The sequence below is a fragment of the Paraburkholderia pallida genome (assembly GCF_004524855.1).
GTDB lineage: Bacteria > Pseudomonadota > Gammaproteobacteria > Burkholderiales > Burkholderiaceae > Paraburkholderia > Paraburkholderia oxyphila.
The window spans coordinates 271,476-296,228 of record NZ_CP038150.1; the positions used below are offsets into that span (position 1 = coordinate 271,476).

Here is a 24,753-nt window from a genome sequence, read left to right on the forward strand (position 1 = left end):
GAACTTAAAATCGAATTACTAAGAACAACGAATTAACAACAACCTCGAATCGAGGACTTGGAGCACACTCGCAATGAAAAATAACCACCAACGACGCCTCATCGGTTTCGCGGCTGTGACCTCGCTGGCTGCGGCGGCGCATGCGCCGGCATTCGCGCAGAGCAGCGTGACGCTGTATGGCATCGTCGATAACGGCTTGGGCTATCAGTCGAGCGCGACGACGCTTGGGTCGACATCGGGCGGCCGCTCGGCCGTGAAAATGATCACGGGCGTCTGGGCAGGCAGCCGTTTCGGCTTGAAGGGCGGGGAGGATCTGGGTGGCGGCACGAAGGCGATCTTCCAGCTGGAAGAGGGCTTCAGCGCCAACTCGGGTGCGATGCAGACGAGCAACACGATGTTCAGCCGCCAGGCGTTCGTAGGCGTGACCAACGACACCTACGGCTCGCTCACCGCGGGCCGCCAGTACGCGGCGTACTACCAGTTGCTTTCGCCGTACAGCCCGACGACCTGGCTCACGGGCTTCTACGGCGCGCACCCGGGCGACGTGGACGGCCTCGACACGATCTATCGTGCGAACAACACACTGCTGTATGTTTCGCCGAAGCTTTACGGCTTCAAGTTCAGCGGCTCGTATTCGCTGGCCGGTGTGCCAGGCAGCGTGAACCAGGGCTCAACGTGGGCCGCCGCCATCCAGTATGCGCAGGGGCCAGTCGGTCTGGCGGTGGGTTTCTCGCGGATCAACAACTCGACGATGGGAGGTGGCGCGTTCGGCGCGGATTCGACCACGTCGAACGCGGGCGCGCAGGCGGGTTTGTCGGCGGTGACGAACGGCTACCAGACCGCGCAGGCGCAGCAGCGCTTCGCGGTGGGGGCGGGCTATACGTTCAACAGCCAGTTCGACATCACGGCCACGTACTCGAACGTCCAGTACGTGCCGGGCACGAACTCGGCGTTCCGCGACGAGGCGATCTTCAACACGGGTGGCATCGTGCTGCACTGGAAGCCCACGGTTGCATGGGACTTCGCAACGGGCTACAGCTATACGCGCGCGACGAAAGCCAACGGCATCGCGAGCAGCGCCCAGTACCAGCAATTCACGCTTTCCGAGTACTACTCACTCTCAAAGCGCACGGGCCTGTACGCCCTTCAGGCTTACCAGCGCGCGAATGGGCAGACGCTTGGCACGAACGGCAAGTCGATCATCGACGCAACGGCGACGATCGGCGACGGCTTCCAGACCTCGCCCGCGTCCTCGCGCAGCATGTTTGCGGCGGGGGTGGGGATCGTGCACCGGTTCTGATGCGATCCGGTGCAACGGACTGTGCCCACGGACGGGCATAGTCCGCGCCGATCCGCAAGCGCCGCTGCCCATGCGGGCGCGGCGTATTTCGCGGCGGATCGGGCGTCTTTGCTGCTCGAGCGGATTAGTAGCGGCGTTGCGCTTCTGCGAGCAGCTCGCAGTATTCCAGGTGGCGATTGAGCGCCTTGACGCTGAGGCGGCCAACAGCCTCGAAAGCGTGAGTGACGGTAGACGAAATTGCGGCGATGAGCGCAGCCATGGTGTTCTCGATTCTATGGTAGTTACCTAAGGGTAAACCCTATTATAGCGATGCCCCGCCAGAATGCAAGGAAAGAGGGGGCAAGGCGCGCCCCGAGCATCAGTTCGCGGATCTGGCACACATTTGCCGTTGCGCTATTACAACATTCCATTGGCTGGAAGCCGGTGTGCCATGTAGTCGAGCGGTTTCCCGCCAGCTTCCCGGTAGCTGAGCGGGTGCGTCGAAACATATAAAACGGCACATAAAAAGTATCGGCGCAGCCCACGCGGACTTTTCCGGCCCGATTTTCGTCATTTCACAGTCTCGCGTTACGATTCCTCGTTCCTGACGGTTATTCAAAGGATTGAAGGAACATATGAAATACGAGAACGCCTTGCAAAAGTCGATCAAAGGGCGGCTCGAGCGCGCGATGGAGCTTGCGGAGCTGTTCGGCCTCGGGATTATCGGCATCGGGACCGTCGCGGCGATGGTGCATCTGATCTGGCGGATGGTGAATTCCGATGGCGTCACGCTGACCGACCTGCTGCTGATGTTCCTGTATCTGGAAGTCTTCGCGATGGTCGGGCAGTACCTGAAGGCCGGGCAACTGCCGGTGCGCTTTCCGCTCTACATCGCGATGGTGTCGATCGCGCGAGATCTGATTCTGCGCTCGGGCTCGAATACGGAGCTGCACCTGCTGGCGTCAGCAGGCGCGATCGTGCTGATCGCGCTCGGTGTGTTGCTGATTCGCTATGGACAGGCCCGCTATCCGAGCAATGTGGCCGAGACGAAAAGCGAAGAGGCCGGTTAAGGAGGGTGAGGGCTCCCAATACCGGCGCTGCGCTGCTTATGCGCGCGTCGCGCTCAAAAAGCGCTCAACGAGGCGCGTCCAGAACGCAGCGCCAATGGTGAGGTTCTCATCGTTGAAGTCATAGCGGGCGTTGTGCAGCATCGGCTGGCCTTCGCCGTTGCCGAGACGCACGAAGCAGCCGGGGCGCTGCTGCAGGTAGTACGCGAAGTCCTCGCTGCCCGCGATCGGCGGGAACGGCGCAACGACGCGCTCCGGCCCGACCAGCTCCTCGGCCACCCGGCGCGCGAAGTCGGTCTCGGCCTCGCTGTTCACGAGCACCGGATAGCCGCGGATATAGTCGATCTCCGCGCTCGCGCCATAAGCCTGCGCCTGCGATTCCACCAGCGCGCGGATGCGCGATTCCAGCAGCTCGCGCACGGCCGGCGAGAACGAGCGCACGCTCAGTTCCAGCACGGCGTCCTCCGGGATCACGTTCGGCGCGAAGCCTGAGCGGAACGAGCCGACGGTCACCACCGCGGCCTCGTTCGGATCGACGTTGCGCGACACCACCGATTGCAGTGCCATCACGATGCTGCTGCCCACCAGCACGGGATCGATCGCCAGATGCGGACGCGCGGCGTGACCGCCGCGTCCCGCGATGCGCACCTTGACGGTGTCGCAGGCGGCCATCAACGGACCACTGCGAAAGCCGAACGTGCCGGCCGCCATGCCCGGATGGTTGTGCAGCCCGAAGATCGCTTCGCACGGGAAGCGCTCGAACAGGCCATCGGCAATCATGCGCACGGCGCCGCTGTCCGAGCCGGCTTCTTCCGCGGGCTGGAAAATCAGGTGCACGGTGCCGTCGAAGTTGCGCGTCTTCGCGAGCTGCTGCGCCGCGCCGAGCAGGACGGTCGTGTGGCCGTCGTGGCCGCACGCGTGCATCTTGCCGTCGTGAATGCTCGCGTAGTCGAGGCCGGTCTGCTCCTGGATCGGCAGCGCGTCCATGTCGGCCCGCACGCCCACCGTGCGCGCGCGCGTGCCCACCTTCAGCGAGCCGACAACCCCATGGCCGCCGACATCGCGCGTCACCTCATAGCCCCACGCCTCGAGCTTGCGCGCGACGAAATCGGCCGTATCGGCCTCCTCGTAGGACAGCTCCGGATGCTGGTGGATGTGATGACGGATCTCGCAGAGTTGCTCGCGGGCATGGGCCAGGTCGGCAACTTCGCAATAACGGCTTTCGCTCATGGGGTGGGGGCTCCTGATATTGGCCTGGACGCGGTAGCGTCGAATCGGGGGGATGGCGCGCCGGATCGGCGGCGGCGTCGTGCGCAGCCGGCCGCCGCGCTCCGGGGCATCCGCGATGGGGAATATAAGGAATTCGGGCGATGACGGCTAGCACCGCACCCGCAAGGGCGAAAAAGACCCAGACCGGCGAGGTCCGGGTGAAACCATCGGGGCGGGGCCCCCATGGTGGAGGTATTCATGCAAAAACTGGCGCGTTCCGGGCTTGATCGCGGGAGCGGGCCAGTCTTTCAAACGAGGGGCGCACGAGTGCGGCGCCCCTTGGGGAGCGGGCGAATCCCGCTGCTTACTGGCCGAAGTAGATCGGCTTCATGCCGTCGTAGGCGGGGCGGGCAACCGGGGCGCCCGAGGCCGACGAGCCGTTGGCGACGCCGCCATACGCGCTGTTTTGTGCGTTGACCTTGGCTTGTGCAGCAAGGATGTCGTCGGGGTAGTGCGGATCGTTGGCGCGGCCCGGGCTATAGCCGGCCTTTTCGAGCTGCACCAGTTCGGCGCGAACCTGCGCGCGGGTCAGCGGCCCATTCGACTGGGCGAACGATGCAACCGGGACAACGAGGGCAACAGCAACTGCGACGGCCTGGATAAGGGACTTCATGATGACAACCTCCATTGTGTTTTGGCTTTCGATGCTGCGGATTCGCTGCAACCGATGACCAAAGTCTAGGAGTTTCAGGCTCCAGGGTTAACCATGATCCTGGGAAGATACCCTTCCAGAAAGCAGAAGGATCCCCCAAGCCTGTTTGCCGGGATGGCGCGCCGCGCAGGAGTCCTTTGGACTATGTCGAAAGCATGCCAACCGCAACGCGATTAGCAACGGCCCCACGGCCATAGGCGGGGATATTTCGTTTCTCCAGCAGAACTCGCCTCACGCGGCGAGACGCTATATATTGAATGCTTCGCTTGTGGTCCGGCGGGGCTGAACACGGCGTTCCCGTTCAGGCTGTCGAGCACGCGCGACTGGGGAAGCACAACAGAGCGCCCTGCCTGAACCGGCAGGGTCATAAAAACGTCATTGGAGGCTTGATGGTGATGCCGCGCGAAAGCATGACGGACATGCTCGAACGAAGCCGGCTTGCGATTCGTTGGGGGGGCATATTGGGCCTTCTGTGCCACCCCATTTACTACGTGGTCTGGACCTGGGTCCTGCCACAGCCGTACGACAATCTTTTTCTGCGCCTGAGCGCCGCGTGCCTCTGTATCCCGTTGATCTTTCAGGCACATTGGCCCAAGCAGTACAGCCGTTATCTGCTCATCTACTGGCATGTTTGCCTGATCTACGTCTTGCCGTTCGTCTGTACGTTCCTTGCGATCAGAAATGGCTTCTCCACGATGTGGATGATGACCGAAGTCATGATGATCTTCATTCTGGCGCTGTGTATCGACAGCCCGCTTTTGCTGATGGCGTGCATCGGCGCCGGTATCGCCGCGAGCATCGTGGCGGCGGTCATCACTTTCCCAACGCCGATCATCCTTAGCGCAGCCGATATGTCGAATATCGCGCTGCTCCCCGTGGTCGTGCTGTGCAGCATGGTCTTTAGTCACGCGATCAGCAAAGGCCGCATCATTGTCGAAAAGAATCGGGCGCTCAAGGCGCTCGCGGGCTCGATCGCCCATGAAATGCGCAATCCGCTGAGCCAGTTGAGATACGTGCTCGACGGCATGGAGGAGGCCCTGCCTGCGTCAACCGAAATCGGCCGGTCGCTGGTGTTGACGCACGCGAATGCGACGTCGCTCTATCGCTACCTCGCACAGGGCCAACTCTCGATCGAGCGGGGTCTGCAAATTATTGCCATGACGCTCGACGAAGTGAGCGCGAAACCCATCCGCTCAGACCATCTCGCCTATCTGCGCGCGGCGAGCACCACGCGCAAGGTGCTGGACGAATACGGCTTTGCCGACGACACCGAGCACAGCAAGGTCAGGCTCCTCGTGCTCGAGGATTTCGTCTTCAAGGTCGACGAAACGGTCTATCTGTTTACGCTCTTCAACCTGATCAAGAACGCGCTGCATCATATGGCTGCGCACCCGTCGGCCACGCTCACGCTGGTGGTCGACCGCCATACCGTGGTCGTGCGCGATACCGGCCCGGGCATCTCCCCGGAGATCCTGCCGCATCTGTTCGAGCCTTTGCGCACAGCGGGCAATTCGGCGGGGACCGGACTCGGGCTCGCATACTGTCAGCGCGCGATGCAGGCCTTCGGCGGCACGATCACCTGCCATTCGCAGCTCGGCGAGTTCACGCAATTCACGTTGCGCTTTCCCGCTATTGCCGACCGCGAGATCGCCGAGCACGAGCGCGAGATTCTCGCGCGGGCCACGCCCGTTTTTCATGGGAAGTCGATTCTTCTCGTCGACGACGACGTCGACCAGCGATTGAAAGTTCAGCGCGTGTTGTCGAAGCTGGGCGCGCAGATCAGCGAGGCCGACAACGGGCAGCGTGCGCTGGCCATGCTGCAGGGCAGGGGCGCCGCGCCCTGCGACCTCGTATTGATGGACGTGAACATGCCGGTGATGGATGGCTACACGACCACCGAAAGAATTCGCGCAGGCAGTGAGTTGCCGAACCGGGATGTCTTGATCGCGGGCTATACCGCGGAGTCCGGCAATGTGGCCCATGTCCTTGCGCGCCGGGCCGGCATGGATGACGTGATCAGCAAATCCTGCGGCATGATGGAATTGATCACGTCGCTTCAGGCGCTCTTCGAAAGCGGCGACCGGCGGCATCTGGGCAAGGGCTTCGAGGGCTTCCAGGGCAAATCGATCCTCGTGGCGGACGACGACACCTTCAGCAGGCTCGTTGCCAAGGCTTATCTGGAGCGATGCGGTGCGAGCGTCATCGAAGCCGAGCACGGGGACGCCGTGCTGAGCCGCTTGAAGGACGGCACCGCCATAGACGCGGTCGTGATCGACATGAACATGCCGGGGATGGGGGGCGTGGAGGCCACCTCGCTGATTCGTGCCCGCAACGACCGCTACGCGAGGATTCCGATCATTGCCTTGACCGCCCAGACCGACATGGACGCGGTTCGGGAGTGCATGGCCGCGGGCATGAACGAAGTCGTGACCAAGCCCGTTCAGGTGGGCGCACTCTACGCGGCGCTTGCCAGGCAATTCGCACGGCAGCGCGTATTGCACACCTTGACGAAGGCGGATTCGTCGCCGGACTCGCTCATCCCACCTCATGCAGAGCCGATCGCAACGGATGGCGAACTGCTGGACAAAGAGCAGCTCGACGAACTCGCGAGGCTCGATTTGCTCGACGAGACTTTCCTCAATGGCATCACGCAGATTCGATCGCTGCTGACGCAGCTTTCAGCTGCCGCAGAGAAGCAGGATATCGAAGCGGCCCATGCGGCGCTGCATCGTCTGCTCGGTGTCAGTGGCAATATGGGTGCGCAGGCCTTGCATGCGCTGGTGAGGAACGTCTATCCACGGCTGGTAGCCGGTCAGTGGCCGCTGGAACCCGATTGGATTGGCCGGATCACGGCACTAGGCGAGCGTTCAGCCGATGCGCTGCAAACGTATTGCGCTTCGGCCAAAACCACACGCGGCTACGACAAGGTGCCGCGCGACGAATGAGCTTCGAGCGGCGCGTGGCTGTCAATGGCATAAGCCCGCTTTCTCGAGTTGCCAAAGTCCATCGTGACCGTCGTGCCCACGCCCAGGGCGGATTCGATCCGCAGGCTTCCGCCGCATGATTGCATGATGCGATTGCAAAAGATCATGCCCATGCCGTGCCCGCCGCTCCCGGCATGCGTGGTCACGACGTCGTGCGCGAGGCGCGCCTTGATGTCGGGCGCAATCCCCGGGCCGTTATCGCAGACGCGAATCGCAGGCGCCGGCAGCGTCGTCACTTCGATGCGCAACGACGGCGCGTTCGAGCCATTGAGCGCACGCAGGGCGTTCGACAACAGCGAAGACAGCACGAGCGCCACGCAATTGGGCATCGCGCTCACGATAAAGTCACCCTGCACGTCGACCGCTATCCAGTCGCGCTGCGAGGAGACGAACGGGTAGGTCTCGATCAGTCCGGCCACGAGGCGCGTTGCCCTGACCTCGTGCGTGGCCGCCGGCGATGACGGCCGCTGACCGCCATCTTTCACCGACGACCAGAACGACTCGATCAGGCTCAGGCAATACTGCGCGTTATCGAGCATGGAGGTGGCCGCGTCGGCAAATCTGGCACGACGCTCGGGCTCGGATTCATCGGGCCTGTCCTCCCCGATGCCGCGCGCAAAAAGCGCGATCGCTGCCAGTGGCGTATTGAGCTCATGGGCGAGAAAGCCCAACGTCTCGTCCATGGCCAGCAGGCGTTGATGGCGGCTCTCCCGCTCATTGAAGTGCGCGATCGCGAGACTCAGGACCTCGCCGATGGCCTCCATTCGCAGCGGCTTTTCGATGATGCGAAACACGTTGCCGGTATTGACCATCTGCAACAGCAAATCCTTGTCCGCGTACGCCGTGACGAGGATGCGCACGATATGCGGATACTTCTCCGCAATCTCGCGCAGCAGGTCGTCGCCGTTGCGGCCCGGCATCCGGAAGTCCGTCACGATAATGGCGGTTTCGGCGGCATGCCTGTCCAGAATCGCCATCGCCTCATCCGCGTGCTGCGCGACGCGAACGTGGTAAAGGCCGCGCGTTGCGCGTGCGAATAGCGTGCGTGACATCTCATCGTCGTCAACGAAGAGAATGAGCGGTGAAGGTTGAACCTGGCCGCTCATCGCAACGGCTCAGAAGGTGAAAAACGAATGGGGATGTCTCGCATATTTCTCGAAGGACGAGGTCGGCATGGATCGTCTTTCATGGATGTTTTGATAGTGCCGGATACAGTTTGTAAAACTTGATCGGGGATTCCGAATCTGCTCCGCACGCTCGTGCATTCTGCCATAGAATGCTCTTGAAGCATTTCAGGGGAATGCCCAGGGACTGCATCAAAAGTTAATCGCGTCGATTCAATACGCATCGCGAACCGATGATGCATTCGCGTTAATTCTGCGGCTCAACGACATAAGCGACCATGAGCGATTTCACCCGGCAGCCCGTTTCCTTTCCTGCATCCGCCGTGTTCCTCGACGACAGTGTCGGTTTCCTCTCGGCATTGCGGAGCATGTTTCCCGATACCCGCACGCATCATTTCTTTGCCCGCCCAGGGCAGGCATTGGACTTCGTGATGCGCAACGGATATCCGGCAAGGGGCGCGCGGCTGGCGGGGCGCGACTTTGCGGCGGTCGACTGTGGCGCAGGCAATGCCGTTGGTGACGACGTCATGGAGGACGGCAACCGTTTCCAATCGGTCGCCGCTGTCGTGGTCGACTACGAGATGCCGGAAATTGACGGGCTCACGTTCCTGTCGCAAATGAAGGGCATCGACTGCACGAGAATTTTGTTGACCGGCAAAGCGGGGGCTCCCGAGGCAGTCGATGCGTTCAATGCCGGATTGATCGACTATTACCTGAAGAAGTCGGACGTGGAAATGATCGTCAAGCTGCGCGCGTTGTTGGGCGACGCGCGACGCAAGCACTGCATGAGCCGTGGGCTCGTCAGTGTTCATGATACGGGGGCCGTCTATGCGCGGCCGGAGACCCTCGCGGTGCTCGAGAATCTCGCGAGGCGAGAGTCGATTACCGAGTATTACTGGCGACCCGACGGGAACGCCATCCTGACTTTCGACGCCGCTGGCGAAGCGGGCATTTTTCTCGCTTGGGATGAGACCGACTGGGCGCTGCAATGCGACGTGATCGCGGACGAAGGTGGCCCGCGCGAGCTGCTTGACGAGATGAATGCGCGGCGCACCATGCCGATCTTCTGGCCGCATCAGGCCTATCGGCCCGAGGCGGAGATCGTGCGCTACGCGGTGCCTCATGCGATCAACGGGCTTCCGGGCGCGTTTTACAGCTGGACGCGTCTGGACGGAGACGATCTGGTAGCGCGTCCGTTGACGTTTGCGGAGTGGCGCCTGGAGCAGCAGTTCCATCGCTCGGATTCGTGCGCTGTGCATCCGTAGTGGGTCGAGCATGCAATGCGTGCGCACGAATGCCGGTAGCCGGCGTGGCAGCCTGCGTTTAATTGAACCCGATAACGAGCAGGGCAACGAGCGCGCACAGCGCCGCCCCGAACAGGACCGCCCCGACTATTAGCCACTGATTTGGGGTCATGGGACACCGCCACCTGGCTGGAATCCTGATGGTAGGCATGCGATGTGCGCTCAGGTGGCGTCGCGTGGCCGGGATTGTTGGCTGGCGCACACTTCGGGTCTGTGCATGGACGACCTCGTGAGGCTCGGGGTCTAGCCAGCCGCTGCCGGATGAAGGGGGCGGTTCGACGGGTTGACGTTAGCAATCAGGGACAACCCGCCCGGCGGGCGCATCGCCCGCCGCGCTCGCACGCACGCTAGCACGCTGTCAACGCCAACTCCTCACACTCCCACCGGCGAACTGCCTGAAGCGGAGCGTGCCTGCGCACGCAACGTCCGCCAGTGCGTAATCAGATCATTTACCGTGAGCCGCAGCAGCCGTGCATGGCCTGTCGCACTATCCGAGCACGTGAAAAATTTGAACAGATAAACTTGCAAGATAAACTGTCGATATCTATGATGTGCGCATGAAACGAGCTCGCGACCCCGACCCTTCTCCCGACACCATCGCCGCGGACCTGATGCTGGCACTGGGCCAGTTCGTTCGCAGGCTGCGCTCCACAGCGAATCCGCACGAACTGAACCTGTCGCAGATGGGCGCGCTGGCGAGGCTCGAGCAAGGCCCCGCGACAACGGCCGATCTGGCGCGTATGGAAGCCATGAAGCCTCAGTCGATGAAGGTGATACTCGCAGGCCTCGAAGAAGACGGACTGGTCGAGCGACGCCCGCATCCGACCGACGGGCGCCAGATCTTGTTTGTGCTGACGGCTTCGGGCACTGAAGAACGCAGAAGGCGCAGCGTCGCGAAACGCGAATGGATGATGGCGGCGCTGGCCACTTTCGAGCCCGAGGAGCTGCGCGCACTCGAAGCCGCCATTCCTTTGATCAGCCGATTAGGCAACCTGCCGTCGGGCGACTCGGCATGAATCCGGTTTAAGCCGTCAACACGCCATTCTTTGCGATCTTGCAGGAGAGCCGCATGAGCATCACGACGATTGACCCGAAGACTGCACTGATCGTTGTCGATCTGCAGAAAGGCATTGCCAACCTCCCCAATGTGGTGCCTCCGATGAGTCAGACCGTGGCGAGTGCCGTCGTGCTTGTCGATGCATTCCGCCGCCACGATTTGCCGATCGTGTTCGTCAACGTCGCGGGCGCTGCCCCGGGCCGCAACGAACAACCGCCTCGGGCATTCTCGATGCCCGACGACTGGACGGAACTGGTACCCGAACTGGACCGCCAACCGCACGAGCACCTCGTCACGAAGCGGACCTGGGGCGCGTTCACCGGCACCGATCTTGAGGCGTATCTGCGCGAACGCGGTGTCACGCAGGTCGTGCTTTCGGGCGTTGCGACCAGCATCGGCGTGGAATCCACCGCACGTCAGGCGCATGAACTGGGGTTCAACGTGACGCTTGCGATCGACGCCATGTCCGACCTGAGCGCGCAAACCCACGAGAACAGTCTGTTGCGCACCTTCCCGCTGCTGGGGGAAACCGGCACGGCACAAGCCATCTGTGCGGCCCTGGATCGGCGCCATGCCTGAAGGGGGTGGCGGTGCGAAGAGCATCGAGTCCGCGAGCCGGCTCGACGCCTCGCAATGGAAGATCATCTCCGTTGCGACGATAGGCTCGCTACTCGCGCAACTCGATGCGACCATCGTGAACGTCTCGCTTTCGAGTCTCGCCGCGGACCTCCATACCAGTCTCGCGACGATTCAATGGGTCACGAGCGGCTATCTGCTGACGCTTACACTGGTTCTGCCGATAAGCGGCTGGCTGGTGGACCGGATCGGCGCGAAGGCCGTTTATCTGTGGTGTTTTCTGGCATTCACGCTCGCATCGGCGTTGTGTGGCATGGCGTGGTCTGCGTCTTCGCTGATTGCGTTTCGCGTGCTGCAGGGGGCGTGCGGAGGACTGCTTGCGCCGATGGCGCAGATGATCGTCGCGCGCGCGGCGGGCAAGCAGATGGCGCGCGTGATCGGCTATATGGCCGTCCCGGTGCTCGCGGCCCCGATACTCGGGCCGCTGGTCGCCGGCGCAATCCTCCAGCATGCCTCGTGGCGCTGGCTGTTTCTGCTGAACTTGCCGATTGGCGTGCTCGCACTCGTGCTGGCATGGCGCTTCCTGCCGCACGACCGGACCCAGACGCGGCCGCGCGAACTCGACTGGATCGGGCTCATGCTGCTATCGCCAGCGCTGGTCCTCTTTCTTTATGGTTGTGCGCGACTTGGCGAGCCTGTGGGCCTGGTGGCGTTGCCAGTTAGTGTTGCGCTGCTGATGGCCTTTCTCTGCGTGCAACGCCGCAAGGGCGATCATGCGCTGCTGGATCTGGGGCTCTTTCGCGGCACCGTCTTCGGCGCCGTGGCCTCGACGCAGTTCCTGTCGAATGGCGCGATGTTCGCAGGCCAGGCGCTGGTGCCCATGTTCCTGATCGACGCGTGTGGCCGCTCGCCCGGCGAAATGGGCTGGATGCTCATGCCGATGGGGCTGGGCATGCTGCTCACGTATCTATGCATGGGCAAGCTCACGACATGGTTCGGCGTGCGCAAGCTTGCCCTCGGTGGCGCATTGCTTGCGCTGATGGGGACGCTGCCGTTTGTCTGGCTGGCGAGCAACGGCCTCCATCCGTTTGTGCTCGCTGCAGGGCTTTTTTTGCGCGGGATGGGGCTCAGCACTATCGGTGCGCCGTCGCTATCCGCGGCGTATGCATCGGTCGAGCGGCCGCATCTGCCGATGGCCACGACGACGATGAATATCGTCCAGCGGCTCGGCGGCCCCACCTGGACCACGCTGTGCACCTTGCTGCTTGCCTGGCAGTTGAAGGAGCCGGTGCATGCGGCTTTGGGGATGTTCGGGCCGTATGGGTGGGCTTTCATTGCGTTGTGCGCGTTGCATGGATTGACGTGCGTGGCAACCACCCGGCTGCCGGTGGCTGTTGCCGGGTAGTGGCCTCAATCGCGCGCTTTTGCGTGGCTAAGCAAGAGTTCCAGCATCTCGTCGTCGTGCTGATTCTGATCCGGCCTGCCTGCTCGCCCTCGATAACCGCGGGCCTTGGTCGATCGAGCAGCGCTCGCACCGCGCCGTGCCCGCCGCGTCTCAGCCGTCGCGAAAGAGAAAGCTATACGCACTGAGCGCCGGCACGCCTCCCAGATGCGCGTACAGCACCTTCGAACCCGGTTCGAATTCGCCGCGGCGTACCTTGTCGATCATGCCGTGCATCGACTTGCCTTCGTAGACCGGGTCTGTCAGCATGCCTTCCAGGCGCGCACACAGGCGGATCGCCTCCAGCGTGCCTGCGTTCGGCAAGCCGTATTCGGGGCCGCCGTAGCGCGTATCGAGAACCACATCGCGCTCGTGGATCGCGCGCCCGAGATCGACCAGCTCAGCGGTATGACGCGCGATGCGCGTGATTTGCGCATGGGTCTTTTCCGGTGTCGCCGATGCATCGATGCCGATGACGCGATCCGCGCGCCCATCGGCCGCAAAGCCGACGACCATGCCCGCTTGCGTACTGCCGGTGACCGAGCACACGACGATGTAATCGAATTTGAAGCCGAGCTGCGCTTCCTGCTGGCGGACTTCCTCGGCAAAGCCCACGAAGCCAAGTCCGCCGAGCGGATGCTCTGAGCAGCCGGCAGGGATCGCATACGGCTTGCCGCCTGCCGCGCGCACGCTCTCGAGCGCTTCCTCCCAGCTCGGGCGAATGCCGATATCGAAGCCGTCCGGCACGAGCCGCACGTCGGCGCCCATTATCCGCGACATCTGGATGTTGCCGACGCGATCGTAGACGGCATCGGCGTAATTTACCCAGTTCTCCTGAACAAGCACGCACTTCATGCCCAGATGCGCAGCCACGGCGGCCACCTGGCGGGTCTGGTTCGACTGGATGCCGCCGATCGAGACCAGCGTGTCGCAGCCTTGCGCGAGCGCTTCCGGAATCAGGTATTCGAGCTTGCGCGTCTTGTTGCCGCCGAACGCGAGGCCGCTGTTGCAGTCCTCGCGTTTCGCATAGAGCTCGACCTTGCCGCCGAGGTGCGCGCTGAGGCGCTTGAGCGGCTGGATGGGCGTGGGCCCGAACGTCAACGGATAACGGGGAAAGCGTTGGAGGTTCATCGAATGTCTCCGGAATAAGGGGGGGCACGCGGGGAGCGGCTGCTATCGGCGCGCATCTGAGGCGCGCATTCCGCCTGAAAAATGCTAGGCCGATGTGAACGAAATGTGCTTGCGAAAAAAATCCAAGAAGCCTACTTTAAAGGCATGAAACCGCGTCTATGAATATGATTAGTTTGTGAAATCGGAAAGATACGCAATGAAATTAAGCAAGCAAACAGCTGCTGCCCCCGATGCATTGCCGGCATTGGATCGTATCGACCGCGCGATTCTGAAGCATCTGCAAGCGGACGCGTCCATCTCGAACGTGAGCCTCGCGGCCAGGGTGAAGCTGAGCGCGCCGGCATGCCTGCGGCGCGTCGAACGGCTCAAGGAGATGGGATTGATAAGGGGAATCGTCGCGCTGCTGGACCCAAAGGCGCTGGGCGCGGGGATGCTGGTCGTGATCGGATTCGTGCTGGACCGCTCGACGCCCGAGGCGTTCAGCGCGTTCGAGAAGGCGGCGCGCAAGGTGTCGGGGTGCGTCGAGTGTCACGTCGTGACCGGCGAATTCGACTACTTCATGCTCGTGCGCACGCGTGACAACGAGAGTTTCAACCAGCTTCATGCGGAGCAGTTGCTGTATCTGCCCGGCGTGCGGCAGGTGCGCAGCTTCATGGTGCTCAAGGAGATTCTCTCGACCCATGCGTTGCCGTTGTAACGCAGCGGGATTCTTCGCGGTGCGCGACGTTGGCTAGTGAGGGCAGGACGTCGTAGGCCTATGGCGGGCGTCCTGAGTGGATCAAACGGGGTTGCGGGTTTCCGGCAATTGTGCAACTAACTGTCAACCGCGCTCCATCGACCGCCCAGCGCCTTTCGGCGCCAAACACCAGCCGGCATGCAAGCTGGCCACCAACGATACAATTGCATCGGCTGCTAATCCAGCGCTGACCGGGCGCGAGTCGGTGGGCGATCTGAAGCGCAGTTTCATTGATCACGGGCGCCGTGAGTCAACAGAGGAGACAACCGTGCTGAAAAATCTGGATCCGCTTCTGAACGCCGACGTGCTGCAGGCGCTGCGCGCCATGGGCCACGGCGACGAGCTCGTGGTCTGCGACGCGAATTTTCCCGCCGATTCCGTTGCGCACGCAACGGTATTGGGCAAGCCCCTGCGCATCGACGGCGCCGACGCGCCGCGTGCCGTGCGCGCCATCCTGTCCGTGCTGCCGCTCGACACCTTCGTGGAATCGCCGGCGATGCGCATGGAAGTGGTGGGCGAGCCCGACGCGATTCCTGCGGTGCAGCGCGAGGCGCAAGCCGAGGTCGATGCCGCCGAGGGACGGGCAGTGCCGTTCGCGCCGATCGAGCGCCACGCCTTCTACGCGCGCGCACGCAAGGCGTACTGCGTGATCGCCACGGGCGAAACGCGCGGCTATGGCTGCTTCGTGTTCGCGAAGGGCGTGCTGCTTGCGCCGGACGCGCCGCGCTCCGTATAGCAAACGTTTGCGATGGCGATAGCCGTGGCGCACGGCTTTGTCGGCCGCCGAAATGCGCCTTGGCACGACGCTGAATAATGATATAGTCCGCGCTGTCTACGGGGACACAAAAATCATAAGCGCGTGCATAACAACAACTACAACCTTTTGCGACTGCTATTCGCGGTCGCCGTTATCTATTCTCACTCGTTTGAACTGCTCGGCTTTCCAGATCCACTGGAGCGCATGTCGTCGGCCATGTCGGCCGGGACGATCGGCGTTTGTGGCTTCTTTCTGCTGAGCGGCTATCTCACGGCGCAGAGCTGGTCGCACGAGCCGCTGGCACTGGCATTCCTGAAAAAGCGGGCACTCCGTCTTTATCCGGCGTTTATTGTGGCGTCGGCGTTGTCGGTGCTCGTCGTCGGCCCGCTGGGTGCAAGTACGCAGCACTATTTTGCCGAGTGGTCGCCTTACAAATTCGTTGCCGATCTGATCGGATTGCGCCAGCCGCGCACGCCCGCCGTGTTCGCGGGGTCGCCCGTTCAGTCCGTCAACGGGGCGATGTGGACGATTACATTCGAGCTCCGTTGCTATCTGCTGCTGACCGTACTCGGCCTGTGCGGTGTCGTGAAACGGCGCTGGGCGTTGTTGCTGCTGGCAGTTGCCGTCAATGTCGCCGCGATACTCGGCGCCCCGCATCAACGCGGCGCCGAGGGTTTGCCGCTCTTCGGCGTGTCGGGCTTCATGATCTGGTTCGCGTCGATGTATCTGTCCGGCGTGTGTTTCTATGCGTTCCGCGAGCGCATTCCCTTGCGTGCCTCCCTGGCCGCTGTCGCGTTCATCGTGTTCGTGGCGGCGTTGTTTGGGCCTCAGAGCGTGTTGCGCGCGGTGACATCGACGATGGGGGCCTACCTTATTCTTTATTGCGGACAACTGCAGTCTTCATGGCTTGCGAAGCTGCGCATGCGCGACGATATTTCTTACGGCCTCTATTTGTATGGGTGGCCCGTCATGCAACTGACCGCGCATTGGTTGCCTTCAATCGTGCCTCTGGTGGCTTTCACGTGCGTTACGGCAATGTGCATACCGCTGGCCCTTGCAAGCTGGCGACGCATCGAGGCACCCGCTTTGCGCCTCAAACGCGCTACGGTGCCACGCGGGAATCTCGCGCTCGGCCGTTTGCGGTAGTCTGGCGCCTGCAACATTCGCAACCGGCCCATTTCCGGAGGTCTCACGATGTCGCTCGCGCTCTACGGCCATCCCTTTTCTTCCTATACGCAGAAGGTGCTTATTGCGTTGTACGAGAACGGCACGCCGTTCGAATTCCGCACTATCGGCCCCGATTCGCCGCATACGGCCGACTGGCTGCAGCGCTGGCCGCTGCGCAAGTTTCCGGTGCTGGTGGACGGGGAGCGCAATGTGGCCGAGACGAGCGTGATCATCGAATACCTGCAGCTCGCGCATCCGGGCCCGGTGCAATTGCTGCCCGCCGACCCGATGTCCGCGCTCGACGTGCGGTTTCTCGACCGCTACTTCGACCTGCATGTGATGACGCCGGTGCAGCGCGCCGTCGACGGCGCCTTGTCGGGCGACGCGGCGAGGCGTGCGGACGGACTCGCGTTCGCGCAGGAAAAGCTGGAGCTCGCGTATGCCTGGCTCGAAACGCAGCTCGCGGGCAGGTCCTGGGCAGCGGGAGCGGACTTCTCGATGGCGGACTGCGCAGCAGCGCCTTCGCTCTTTTACGCTGACTGGACGCACCGCATAGCGGAGACGTTTCCGGTGTTGCGCGCCTATCGCGCGCGCCTGCTCGCGAGACCATCGTTCGCGCGCGCGGTGGAAGAGGCACGGTCTTACCGGCCGCTATTTCCGTTGGGCGCGCCGGACCGCGATTGAGGTCCCGCGCGGCCGTATGCGTCCGCACGGGTCAAGAGAGCAAGGACTACTGATTGAATGGCGTGGTGCGCTTCGCCAGAACGCCTTCGCGTAGTGCAAAGGCGAAGCGCACGCGCGATGACAATTACCGCGTCACATGCGTTACATCATGTCACGTCGCGGGACCGGACGACGGCGGCAGGGCATAGCGATCGCCGGTGCGCGCATGCGTGACGATCTCGACGCGGCGGTCCGGTTGCAGGCAGGCAACGAGGCTCTCGCGCGATTGATTGTCGTTGCACTGCGTGATCGGGTCTTGCTCGCCAAGTCCACGTGCGTCGATGCGCTCGGCCGGGATACCTTGTTCGACGAGCAGCGCCTTCACCGCATCGGCGCGCCGTTGCGACAATTCGAGGTTGTACGAGGCAGAGCCCAGACGGTCGGTATAGCCGCGCACTTCAATGCGGCCGTAGTGCGCCGCGGTCAACTTCGCGGCGATCTCACGAATATCGGCGCGGCCGCCCGGAAGGACGTCGGACGCTGCGCCGCGATCGAACGGGAACAAGGTGTCCGCAGAGAGCCGCATTACCTGAACGACGGGCGCGGGCGGCGGCGGTGGCGGCGCAGCGGCGTCGCGCACCACGGCGGCCCAGTGTCCGCGCACCCAGACATAGCGGCCCTGATCCCAGCCCCAGTAGCCGCGTTCCCAGACATAGCCGACGCGCGGCGCCGGCGCGGCTTCATAGACGGGTGCGGGCGGCGCGAGCACGACCATTTGAGCGGAGGCGGGCGCGATGCCGGCGAACCATGCCGTGGCGAGGAGCGCCCCGGCCAGCACTCCGCTTGCGATGCGGCGGTTCGGGTTGCGTTCGGTGCTGCGAGAAAGGATGTTTTTCATAGTGCGTCGTACGAATCGTTGAGGACTTGTCGAGCGAAAGGGCACTCGGGCCGTACTCAAAGCGTAACGGTTCGCCGTATGAAAAGACTTTGCCAAGTGTAAGCAAACGTCGGCGCTGCCAGGGCGCGGCATTGGGGGGGAAGGCAGGGTGTCTGGGTTAGGCCAGCGGCTTTTTTGCCCGTGGGCGGCGCATGCGGGGTAACGCGCCGTAATGGCTGTTGAGAAAATTGCAAGCTTCACGTCCGGCGTGACTGCGCAATGGATTGCACGGCGGACGACGCCGTGCAACCTGGCGTTCGCTTTACGTTTCCTTGCCGACGGCTGCCACCATCGTGCGCGCCCGCTTGCGGATTTCGGAGTCCAGGATCAGCCTGCCGCGCAGCTTGCCCTTCATGCGCTTGACGTGCTTCGGCGCTTCGGTCATGTGCTCGATCATCAGCGCGCGCACGCGCGCCGCGTCGCGCTCGCGCGCGGCCTGCAAGATCTCGCGATGAAACTTCGCGTTCGCGGCACCAAAGCGCCGCTGATCCGCGAGCGGCGTGTCGTTCCTGTATTCGATCAACTGCCTGATCATCTCGTTGATGAGTTCGCAGATGAAGCGCAGGAACGGATTCGGGTTCGCCGCCGCAAGGATATCGTGAAAGGTCATGTCCTCCTGGCGCTGACGCACGAGATGGCCGCGGTCGTCCGGTCCGGCTGTGCCATCGCAGCATTCGATGTTCGCTTCGAGCGCGGCGAAGTCCGCATCGGTCAGGTGGGGCACCGCGCCCGCCGCCAGTTCGGGCTCCAGTTGCTGGCGTACCTTATAGATGTCGTCGATCGACACATCCTTGAAAAATAGATAGTTCTGCAGAAGTTGCAGCGTACGGTCGAGCGGCACCTCGACCACCATGCCGCCGCCGCTCGGCCCCGTCGACACCTTGATGAGCCCTTGCACTTCGAGCGACTTGAGCGCCTCGCGGATCGTGCTCTTGCTCACCGAGTAGAGCTGTTGCAGCTCGGCCTCGCGCGGCAGCCGGTCCCCCGGACGCAGGTCTTTCTCGGTAATGAGGCGCTTGATCTCCTCGGCGACGAGGTCGGCCCGCTTCGGCTGCTTGATTTCGACGGCAGGCCCCGATCTGACGCGGTTCGTGACCATCTTCGAGACTCCCTGGGTGGTGCGGTTGCGTATTGGCGATGATTGACAGCCGAAGGGATTATACCTAGTATCAGGTTCATTCTATTTATCATGATAAATAGAATGAACCGTTAGGCGGGCCGCTTCTGGGTGTCGGCGTCATCTGACCGCCGCACATAGTGCACGACACATGCAAGGAACCTCATCGATGCAAGTTCAGGAATCGACTCCCGGCGCTGCGGCAGGCGCTTCCGCAAAGGACGTGGCATGAAGATCCTCATCGCGCGCATGAATCACGAGACCAATACATTCTCGCCGGTCGCGACGCCGCTGGCCGCGTTCGGCACCAACGGCCCCGCATGGGGCGAAGACGCATATCGCGAGAACAAGGGCATGCGCACGGCCATGTCGGCGTTCATTGACGCGGCCGAGCACGAGGGCGCGCAGATCGTGACGCCCGTTTCCGCGGCGGCGAATCCGAGCGGCCCGGTGGCCGCCGCCGCGTACGATGCGATCTGCGACGCGATTCTCGCGGCCGCGCCGGGCTGCGACGCCGTCATGCTCGATTTGCACGGCGCAATGGTTGCTGAGCAAACGCCGGATGGCGAAGGCGATCTGCTCGAACGCGTGCGCGCTGCGCTGCCCGAGGCGCCGATTGCGGTCGCGCTCGATCTGCACGGCAACGTCACGCAGAAGATGATCGACAACGCGGACGTGATCGTGAGCTTCAAGACCTACCCGCACGTGGACATGTACGAGACGGGCGAGCACGCCGCGCGGCTCCTGCTCGCGCGCATGGCGGGGCGGGCACGCCCGGTGCTGGCGTGGCGGCGGCCGCCGCTGCTGACGTCCACGCTGCGCAGTTCGAATGCCGATGGGCCGATGGGCCGCGCGATCGAGGCCGCGCGCGAGGCCGAGGCGCAGGGCATGCTGGCCGTTTCGGTGCTTGCGGGTTTCTCGCTTGCTGACATTCCCGCGCCGTGCATCAGCGTAGTGGTGGTGAGCGACGGCGATGCCGCCGCGGCTGAGGCGGTGGCCGAGCGGATTGCGCGGCAGATCTGGGACGACCGTGATGAGTTCGTTTATCGTAGCCCGCCGCTCGAGGAATCGGTTGCGCGTGCGGCGCAGGTTGCGAAGGACGTGCAAACAACGCAGGGTGTGGGCAAGCCTGTGCTTTTGCTCGATCACGGCGACAACTGCATGTCGGGCGGCACTTGCGACACGATGGATTTGCTTGAGGCGGCGCTCGCGCAGGGGCTCACTGGGATGGTGAGCGGGCCGCTGTGCGATCCTGAGGCGGTGGCCGCGTTGATCGAAGCGGGCGTGGGCGCGCGGGTGACACTTGGCGTTGGTAACAAGCTTGCGCGAGAGGGGGCGGCGCCGCGTGCGCCGTTCATGGCTACGGGTGTCGTGCGCGCGATTACCGATGGTGAATATGTGATTAGTGGCCCGACTTATACGGGGCAGCGTGCTCATATGGGGCGTGCGGCGGTGCTTGATATTGGGGCGGCCACGCTTGTTGTGACCGAGCGCACGCATGAACCCTGGGATTTAGGGGTGTTCGAGAGTGTGGGTGTCGATCCGCGGCGTGCGTGCTTTCTGTTGCTGAAGTCGCGGATGTATTGCAGGCCGGTGTTTGTGCCGATTGCGGCGGCGCTTGTTGAATGTGATAGCCGGGGCGTTACTGGTTCTGATTATGGGCTGTTTCGGTATGCGCGGCTTGCGCGGCCGGTTTATCCGATTGATCAGGATACTGGGTGGGGTGGGCATCAAGTTAATTGATGCCGATCTTTGCGGCTTTGGCCTTAACTTGGTTTCGCGGCGGACCGCAGGCGTTGCCCCTGTGCGGGGCGGCACCTACTTTTCTTTGCCGCGGCAAAGAAAAGTAGGCAAAAGAAAGCCGCTCAAACCGCTAGTGTGACGCAGTTCACCACTCGCCTTATAGCGGAGCGGCTCCGGGGCGTCTGTCACCACGGGGCGTATAGCGGAGTGACTAAGGGCTCATCCATCCGGCGGCGCTGCGCGCGCCGTGGGGCATAGCCAAAACCAGTGGGGTTCACGCGTATTCGTAGGATTCCAGCGTATTCGATCAGCGGCTTGCCCACGCATTCGCCAACCATCACGCCCGTGCATTCACCGATCAGTACTCCCGTGCATTTACCGGTCAGCGCCTTCGCGCACTTACCGGGTGGCATCTCCAGCGCATTGGCCGGCCAGCCCGCCTCGTTTTCCTTGCAGACCCTTCCGCCCGCGCATAGCGCGTGGCGGGAAGCATGAGCCCTTTGTCACTAAGGCGGAGTGTGCGGGAAGACGGATGCCCCGGAGCCGCTCCGAAGGACAGGGCAGTGGTGGACTGCGTCACACTGGCGGTGTGAGCCGCTTTCTTTTGCCTACTTTTCTTTGCGGCTGCAAAGAAAAGTAGGTGCCGCCCCGCACAGGGGCAACGCCTGCATACCTTATGCAAAACAAGAAACACGCACCTTCAAACGACCACAAAAAAACAGAAAATCACCACGTTTTCACACGTGCCCGAAGAAGCCACGGCGAAAGCCGTCAATATTCGCGAGGCGCAACGTGCCCCGCAGTGGGCGCTCAGGAAGCAGGCCCCGTCACTCGGGAAACGCCTTTCGGTGGACGCTACCCCCATAGCCATTGACAACATTGTCAACAGCAAACGGCGACGCCTCATCCGCCTCAAGAATAACGGCCGCAGTACCCGGCACAAGTTTCACCGAAACGCCCTTAACGAACTCGCTATCGAGCAACGTATGCAGCGCGTGCCCAGCGAGCCCCGCACTCGCGCCCGCGGTAAAGCCCAAAATCGAGCCAACCGGCCCACCCAGCATGCCAATCAAGCTCCCCGAGAGCGCCCCAATCACCGTGCCCCAGTATGACCGCGTTTGCCGGTCGAGGATCGTCAGCGCTCCTGAATCATCCTTGCCCACAACGGCACCACTGTGGATAGTGAAGCCCTGACCCTTCTCAGCAAAGTCCTTGAAATCTTGACATGCCTTCTCGGCAGTACCTAATGTATTGAAGACGGCGACAATCAGCGTGTTTGCCATGATGGACCCATCCGTGAGCTTCACCTCATTCACGGTAATACTAGTCAATCGAACCCGTCGCCGTGATGCAATTTTTTCCGATTCAAAGTATCGGCCCAAAGGCGAACATTTCCGCATCTCAGGTGCTAGCATGCGATAAACGGGGTTCGTTCTCCTGTGAGTCAATCGTAGGATTAAGCATTCCGTAAGGCTTTCTGGAAGACGAATCAAGGATCGCAAGGATAAGACAGGCCACGCGATTCCTTGAACGCGTGCACGCGAACGTAACCAAGGTGAGGCAGAAGATGCGAGAACTCGGTGCCGTCGATGCATGGGAACATACGCTCAGCCTGCTAGGCGCGGGATCAGCCTCGCGCGGCAAGCGAATCGACGATTCGTGCAGTCAATCCAGTCATACCCCGACGAGCCTGAAGCAGGATGCGGTGCAGCCCACGCCGGCCCTGCGCGCCCATCTGGCCGTCGTGGAAACGTGCTCCGATAACCTGGTGTCGGTCTCATGGAGCGATTCCACCAGCGGGCGTTACTCCGAGCAGCCCTGGCGGCTGTGCATCGCCAGAAAGGGCGGCGTGTGCGCGTTGACAGGCGCCAGCATACGGCGCGGCGACCGTGTCTATCGGCCGCTTTCCAGAAAGCTCATGTCGGCAAATGCGGGCTGGGTCGTGCTGGCCTCGGCGTTGAACTCCGTTACACCGATGTGAAAGCCCGAAAAAAATCCCCAAAGGGGCACTTTGGGGATAACGAGGGCCTACATTTGTGGACGTCGAACTAATCGCACGCTTGCGGTGCAATCGCGCTGCAAGCGCCGCGGCGACGTACCGGCAGGCATCTTACCCACTGGCCCCGTGGGGCGAAAGGCGTGGCGTCCAATAGCTAATATCGGCTGATTTCGAAAGCACAAGATTCCTGTATTGCAAATTTGCAGATGCTTTGAGTGCAGTTTCGCGAAGTGTGGTGACCAGACCCTAACCTCCGTCGAGAAAAAAATGGACTCATCCAATTTCCTTGCATCGCTGCAGACTTCGCTTGGGGGATACTTGCCGCGGGTGGCGGCGGCCATCGGCATTCTGATCGTCGGCTGGATCGTGGCGTCGCTCGCGCGCGCCGGTGTGCGCCGGCTCCTTTCCGCCTTGAAGGTCGACGAGCGGATTGCGGAAAACGCCGGGCAGGGCGTGTTCGTCGAGCAGCTCATCGCGAGCGGCTTGTTCTGGCTCATCCTGCTCGTCACGGCAGTCGGCATATTCAATGTGCTCGATCTGACCGATGTCTCGAGCCCGTTCTCGCAATTGCTCGGTCAAATCGTGGGCTACCTGCCCAACCTCATTGCGGGTGCGGGGCTGACGCTCGTTGCATGGCTGATTGCGCTGGTCCTGCGCAGTGTCGTGGCACGTGCGCTAAAGGGCATGAAGCTGGACGACTGTCTCGCGTCGAGTGCGGGCATGAAGCCTGCGAGCAGCTATTTGAGCGATCTGCTCTTCTGGCTGGTCATTCTGTTGTTCCTGCCGGCCATCTTGTCCGCGTTTGCGCTCTCGGGCTTGCTAGCGCCCGTGCAGGGCATGATCGACAAGCTGCTCGCGATCGTGCCGAACCTGTTCGCGGCCGCCGTGATCGGTTTCGTCGGCTGGATCGTCGCGCGGGTGCTGCGCGGTCTCGTCACCAATCTGCTCGCCGCGGCCGGTGCGGACCGACTGCCGAAAGAGGTCGGCAGCCCCACCGCGGTCAAGCTCTCGAAGCTCGTCGGCACGCTGGTCTATCTCTTCGTGTTCGTGCCCACCTTGATTGCCGCGCTCGACGCGCTGCACATCGACGCCATCTCGCGGCCGGCGACCGACATGCTCGGCCAGTTCCTCGAAGCGGTGCCCAATATCGTCGCCGCCATCATCATCTTGCTCATTACCTATTACGTGGCCCGGTTCGTGGGCTCGCTCATTCGCAGCCTGCTGGTGTCGGCCGGTGCGGACGGCTTGCCCGGCATCCTCGGCGTGGGCAGCGTATTCACCGGCATGTTGCTGCCTTCCGCGCTCGCCGCGCGGCTCATCGTGTTCTTCGCGATGCTGTTCGCCGTGGTGGAGGCGGCCAACCGGCTCGGCTTCTCCCAGGTGCGCGACGTGGTCACCCTGTTCATCGAATTCGGCGGCCACGTGCTGGTGGGCGCCGTGATCCTCGTGATCGGCTACTGGCTCGCGGATCTCGCGCGGCGCGTCATTCAACAGGCCGAAAGCAACCATAGCGTGCTGTTTGCGCGAATCGCCCAATTCGCCATTCTGGGCCTCGTATTCGCGATGGGGCTGCGCGCGATGGGCATTGCCAATGAAATCGTGCAACTGGCCTTCGGACTGGTGCTGGGCGCCATCGCCGTTGCGGTTGCACTCGCGTTCGGCCTCGGTGGCCGCGAGGCGGCCGGGAAGTTGCTCACGCGGTGGCTGAATGACAAGAACGCCGAGCAGTGACGCTCGCGCGACCGCACGC

The 24,753-nt window shown here is 62.6% G+C and carries 22 protein-coding genes; 14 read left to right on the forward strand and 8 right to left on the reverse strand.

Annotated features, from left to right (window positions below; genetic code table 11):
- Positions 1-73: 73 nt before the first annotated feature.
- The gene (locus E1956_RS27890) at positions 74-1,300 is read left to right on the forward strand and encodes a porin (protein WP_134755320.1); all 1,227 of its coding nucleotides are present in this window, start codon (positions 74-76) and stop codon (positions 1,298-1,300) included.
- Between the two features lie 124 nt (positions 1,301-1,424).
- On the opposite strand, the gene E1956_RS47420 is transcribed toward E1956_RS27890, so the two are convergent.
- Entirely contained in the window at positions 1,425-1,559 is a 135-nt protein-coding gene (locus E1956_RS47420) for a hypothetical protein (RefSeq protein ID WP_256377805.1), read from the reverse strand.
- A 373-nt stretch (positions 1,560-1,932) separates the two neighbouring features.
- On the opposite strand from E1956_RS47420, the gene E1956_RS27895 reads away from it, so the two are divergent.
- Entirely contained in the window at positions 1,933-2,349 is a 417-nt protein-coding gene (locus E1956_RS27895; protein ID WP_232072039.1) for a phosphate-starvation-inducible protein PsiE, read from the forward strand.
- 36 nt (positions 2,350-2,385) lie between these two features.
- On the opposite strand, the gene E1956_RS27900 is transcribed toward E1956_RS27895, so the two are convergent.
- Positions 2,386-3,576, reverse strand: coding sequence for a M20 aminoacylase family protein (locus E1956_RS27900; protein ID WP_134755324.1), 1,191 nt, complete (start codon positions 3,574-3,576; stop codon positions 2,386-2,388).
- A 343-nt stretch (positions 3,577-3,919) separates the two neighbouring features.
- A complete protein-coding gene (locus E1956_RS27905) occupies positions 3,920-4,228 on the reverse strand; it encodes a DUF4148 domain-containing protein (protein WP_134755326.1) in 309 nt (102 codons plus the stop codon).
- 428 nt (positions 4,229-4,656) lie between these two features.
- Here E1956_RS27905 and E1956_RS27910 point away from each other — a divergent pair, with 428 nt between their 5' ends.
- Positions 4,657-7,212: a response regulator gene (locus tag E1956_RS27910; RefSeq protein WP_134755328.1), complete on the forward strand. Its 2,556-nt coding sequence runs from the start codon at positions 4,657-4,659 to the stop codon at positions 7,210-7,212.
- On the opposite strand, the gene E1956_RS27915 is transcribed toward E1956_RS27910, so the two are convergent.
- Positions 7,185-8,357: a hybrid sensor histidine kinase/response regulator gene (locus E1956_RS27915; RefSeq protein ID WP_134755330.1), complete on the reverse strand. Its 1,173-nt coding sequence runs from the start codon at positions 8,355-8,357 to the stop codon at positions 7,185-7,187. The genes E1956_RS27910 and E1956_RS27915 overlap by 28 nt on opposite strands.
- A gap of 296 nt (positions 8,358-8,653) precedes the next feature.
- Here E1956_RS27915 and E1956_RS27920 point away from each other — a divergent pair, with 296 nt between their 5' ends.
- The 4 genes from E1956_RS27920 to E1956_RS27935 all read left to right on the forward strand — a co-directional run bounded on the left by E1956_RS27920 (position 8,654) and on the right by E1956_RS27935 (position 12,717).
- Positions 8,654-9,640 carry a response regulator gene (locus E1956_RS27920; RefSeq protein ID WP_134755332.1) on the forward strand — a complete coding sequence of 329 codons (987 nt, stop codon included), beginning with the start codon at positions 8,654-8,656 and terminating at the stop codon, positions 9,638-9,640.
- 596 nt (positions 9,641-10,236) lie between these two features.
- Complete coding sequence (locus E1956_RS27925) at positions 10,237-10,695, forward strand: MarR family winged helix-turn-helix transcriptional regulator (RefSeq protein WP_134755334.1); 459 nt, start codon at positions 10,237-10,239, stop codon at positions 10,693-10,695.
- Between the two features lie 53 nt (positions 10,696-10,748).
- The gene (locus E1956_RS27930) at positions 10,749-11,315 is read left to right on the forward strand and encodes a cysteine hydrolase family protein (protein ID WP_134755336.1); all 567 of its coding nucleotides are present in this window, start codon (positions 10,749-10,751) and stop codon (positions 11,313-11,315) included.
- A complete protein-coding gene (locus E1956_RS27935; RefSeq protein WP_134755338.1) occupies positions 11,308-12,717 on the forward strand; it encodes a DHA2 family efflux MFS transporter permease subunit in 1,410 nt (469 codons plus the stop codon). The genes E1956_RS27930 and E1956_RS27935 overlap by 8 nt, the downstream gene beginning before the upstream one ends.
- A 150-nt stretch (positions 12,718-12,867) precedes the next feature.
- Here the strand turns inward: E1956_RS27935 and E1956_RS27940 are convergent, their stop codons facing one another.
- A complete protein-coding gene (locus E1956_RS27940; RefSeq protein ID WP_134755340.1) occupies positions 12,868-13,884 on the reverse strand; it encodes a 1-aminocyclopropane-1-carboxylate deaminase in 1,017 nt (338 codons plus the stop codon).
- A 196-nt stretch (positions 13,885-14,080) separates the two neighbouring features.
- On the opposite strand from E1956_RS27940, the gene E1956_RS27945 reads away from it, so the two are divergent.
- From E1956_RS27945 to E1956_RS27960, 4 genes are all read left to right on the forward strand, one after another.
- Positions 14,081-14,581 carry an Lrp/AsnC family transcriptional regulator gene (locus E1956_RS27945; RefSeq protein ID WP_134755342.1) on the forward strand — a complete coding sequence of 167 codons (501 nt, stop codon included), beginning with the start codon at positions 14,081-14,083 and terminating at the stop codon, positions 14,579-14,581.
- A 307-nt stretch (positions 14,582-14,888) separates the two neighbouring features.
- Positions 14,889-15,356, forward strand: a complete 468-nt coding sequence (locus tag E1956_RS27950; protein ID WP_134755344.1) for an RbsD/FucU family protein — start codon at positions 14,889-14,891, stop codon at positions 15,354-15,356.
- A gap of 123 nt (positions 15,357-15,479) precedes the next feature.
- Positions 15,480-16,523 carry an acyltransferase family protein gene (locus tag E1956_RS27955; RefSeq protein ID WP_134755346.1) on the forward strand — a complete coding sequence of 348 codons (1,044 nt, stop codon included), beginning with the start codon at positions 15,480-15,482 and terminating at the stop codon, positions 16,521-16,523.
- A 48-nt stretch (positions 16,524-16,571) separates the two neighbouring features.
- Positions 16,572-17,228, forward strand: a complete 657-nt coding sequence (locus tag E1956_RS27960; RefSeq protein WP_134755348.1) for a glutathione S-transferase family protein — start codon at positions 16,572-16,574, stop codon at positions 17,226-17,228.
- A 151-nt stretch (positions 17,229-17,379) separates the two neighbouring features.
- On the opposite strand, the gene E1956_RS27965 is transcribed toward E1956_RS27960, so the two are convergent.
- Complete coding sequence (locus E1956_RS27965; protein WP_167760141.1) at positions 17,380-18,105, reverse strand: OmpA family protein; 726 nt, start codon at positions 18,103-18,105, stop codon at positions 17,380-17,382.
- Between the two features lie 301 nt (positions 18,106-18,406).
- Positions 18,407-19,243 (reverse strand): FadR/GntR family transcriptional regulator, encoded by an 837-nt coding sequence (locus E1956_RS27970; protein WP_134755352.1) that lies wholly within the window; start codon positions 19,241-19,243, stop codon positions 18,407-18,409.
- A gap of 246 nt (positions 19,244-19,489) precedes the next feature.
- Between E1956_RS27970 and E1956_RS27975 the strand changes: the two genes are divergently transcribed.
- Positions 19,490-21,004 carry a M81 family metallopeptidase gene (locus E1956_RS27975; protein ID WP_134755354.1) on the forward strand — a complete coding sequence of 505 codons (1,515 nt, stop codon included), beginning with the start codon at positions 19,490-19,492 and terminating at the stop codon, positions 21,002-21,004.
- Positions 21,005-21,831: 827 nt separating this feature from the next.
- Here the strand turns inward: E1956_RS27975 and E1956_RS27980 are convergent.
- A complete protein-coding gene (locus tag E1956_RS27980; protein ID WP_134755356.1) occupies positions 21,832-22,287 on the reverse strand; it encodes a DUF1269 domain-containing protein in 456 nt (151 codons plus the stop codon).
- Between the two features lie 284 nt (positions 22,288-22,571).
- Between E1956_RS27980 and E1956_RS27985 the strand changes: the two genes are divergently transcribed.
- Both E1956_RS27985 and E1956_RS27990 read left to right on the forward strand, forming a co-directional pair.
- Complete coding sequence (locus E1956_RS27985; protein ID WP_134755358.1) at positions 22,572-22,985, forward strand: DUF3331 domain-containing protein; 414 nt, start codon at positions 22,572-22,574, stop codon at positions 22,983-22,985.
- 285 nt (positions 22,986-23,270) lie between these two features.
- Positions 23,271-24,734: a mechanosensitive ion channel gene (locus tag E1956_RS27990; RefSeq protein WP_134755360.1), complete on the forward strand. Its 1,464-nt coding sequence runs from the start codon at positions 23,271-23,273 to the stop codon at positions 24,732-24,734.
- The last annotated feature ends 19 nt before the right edge of the window (positions 24,735-24,753 follow it).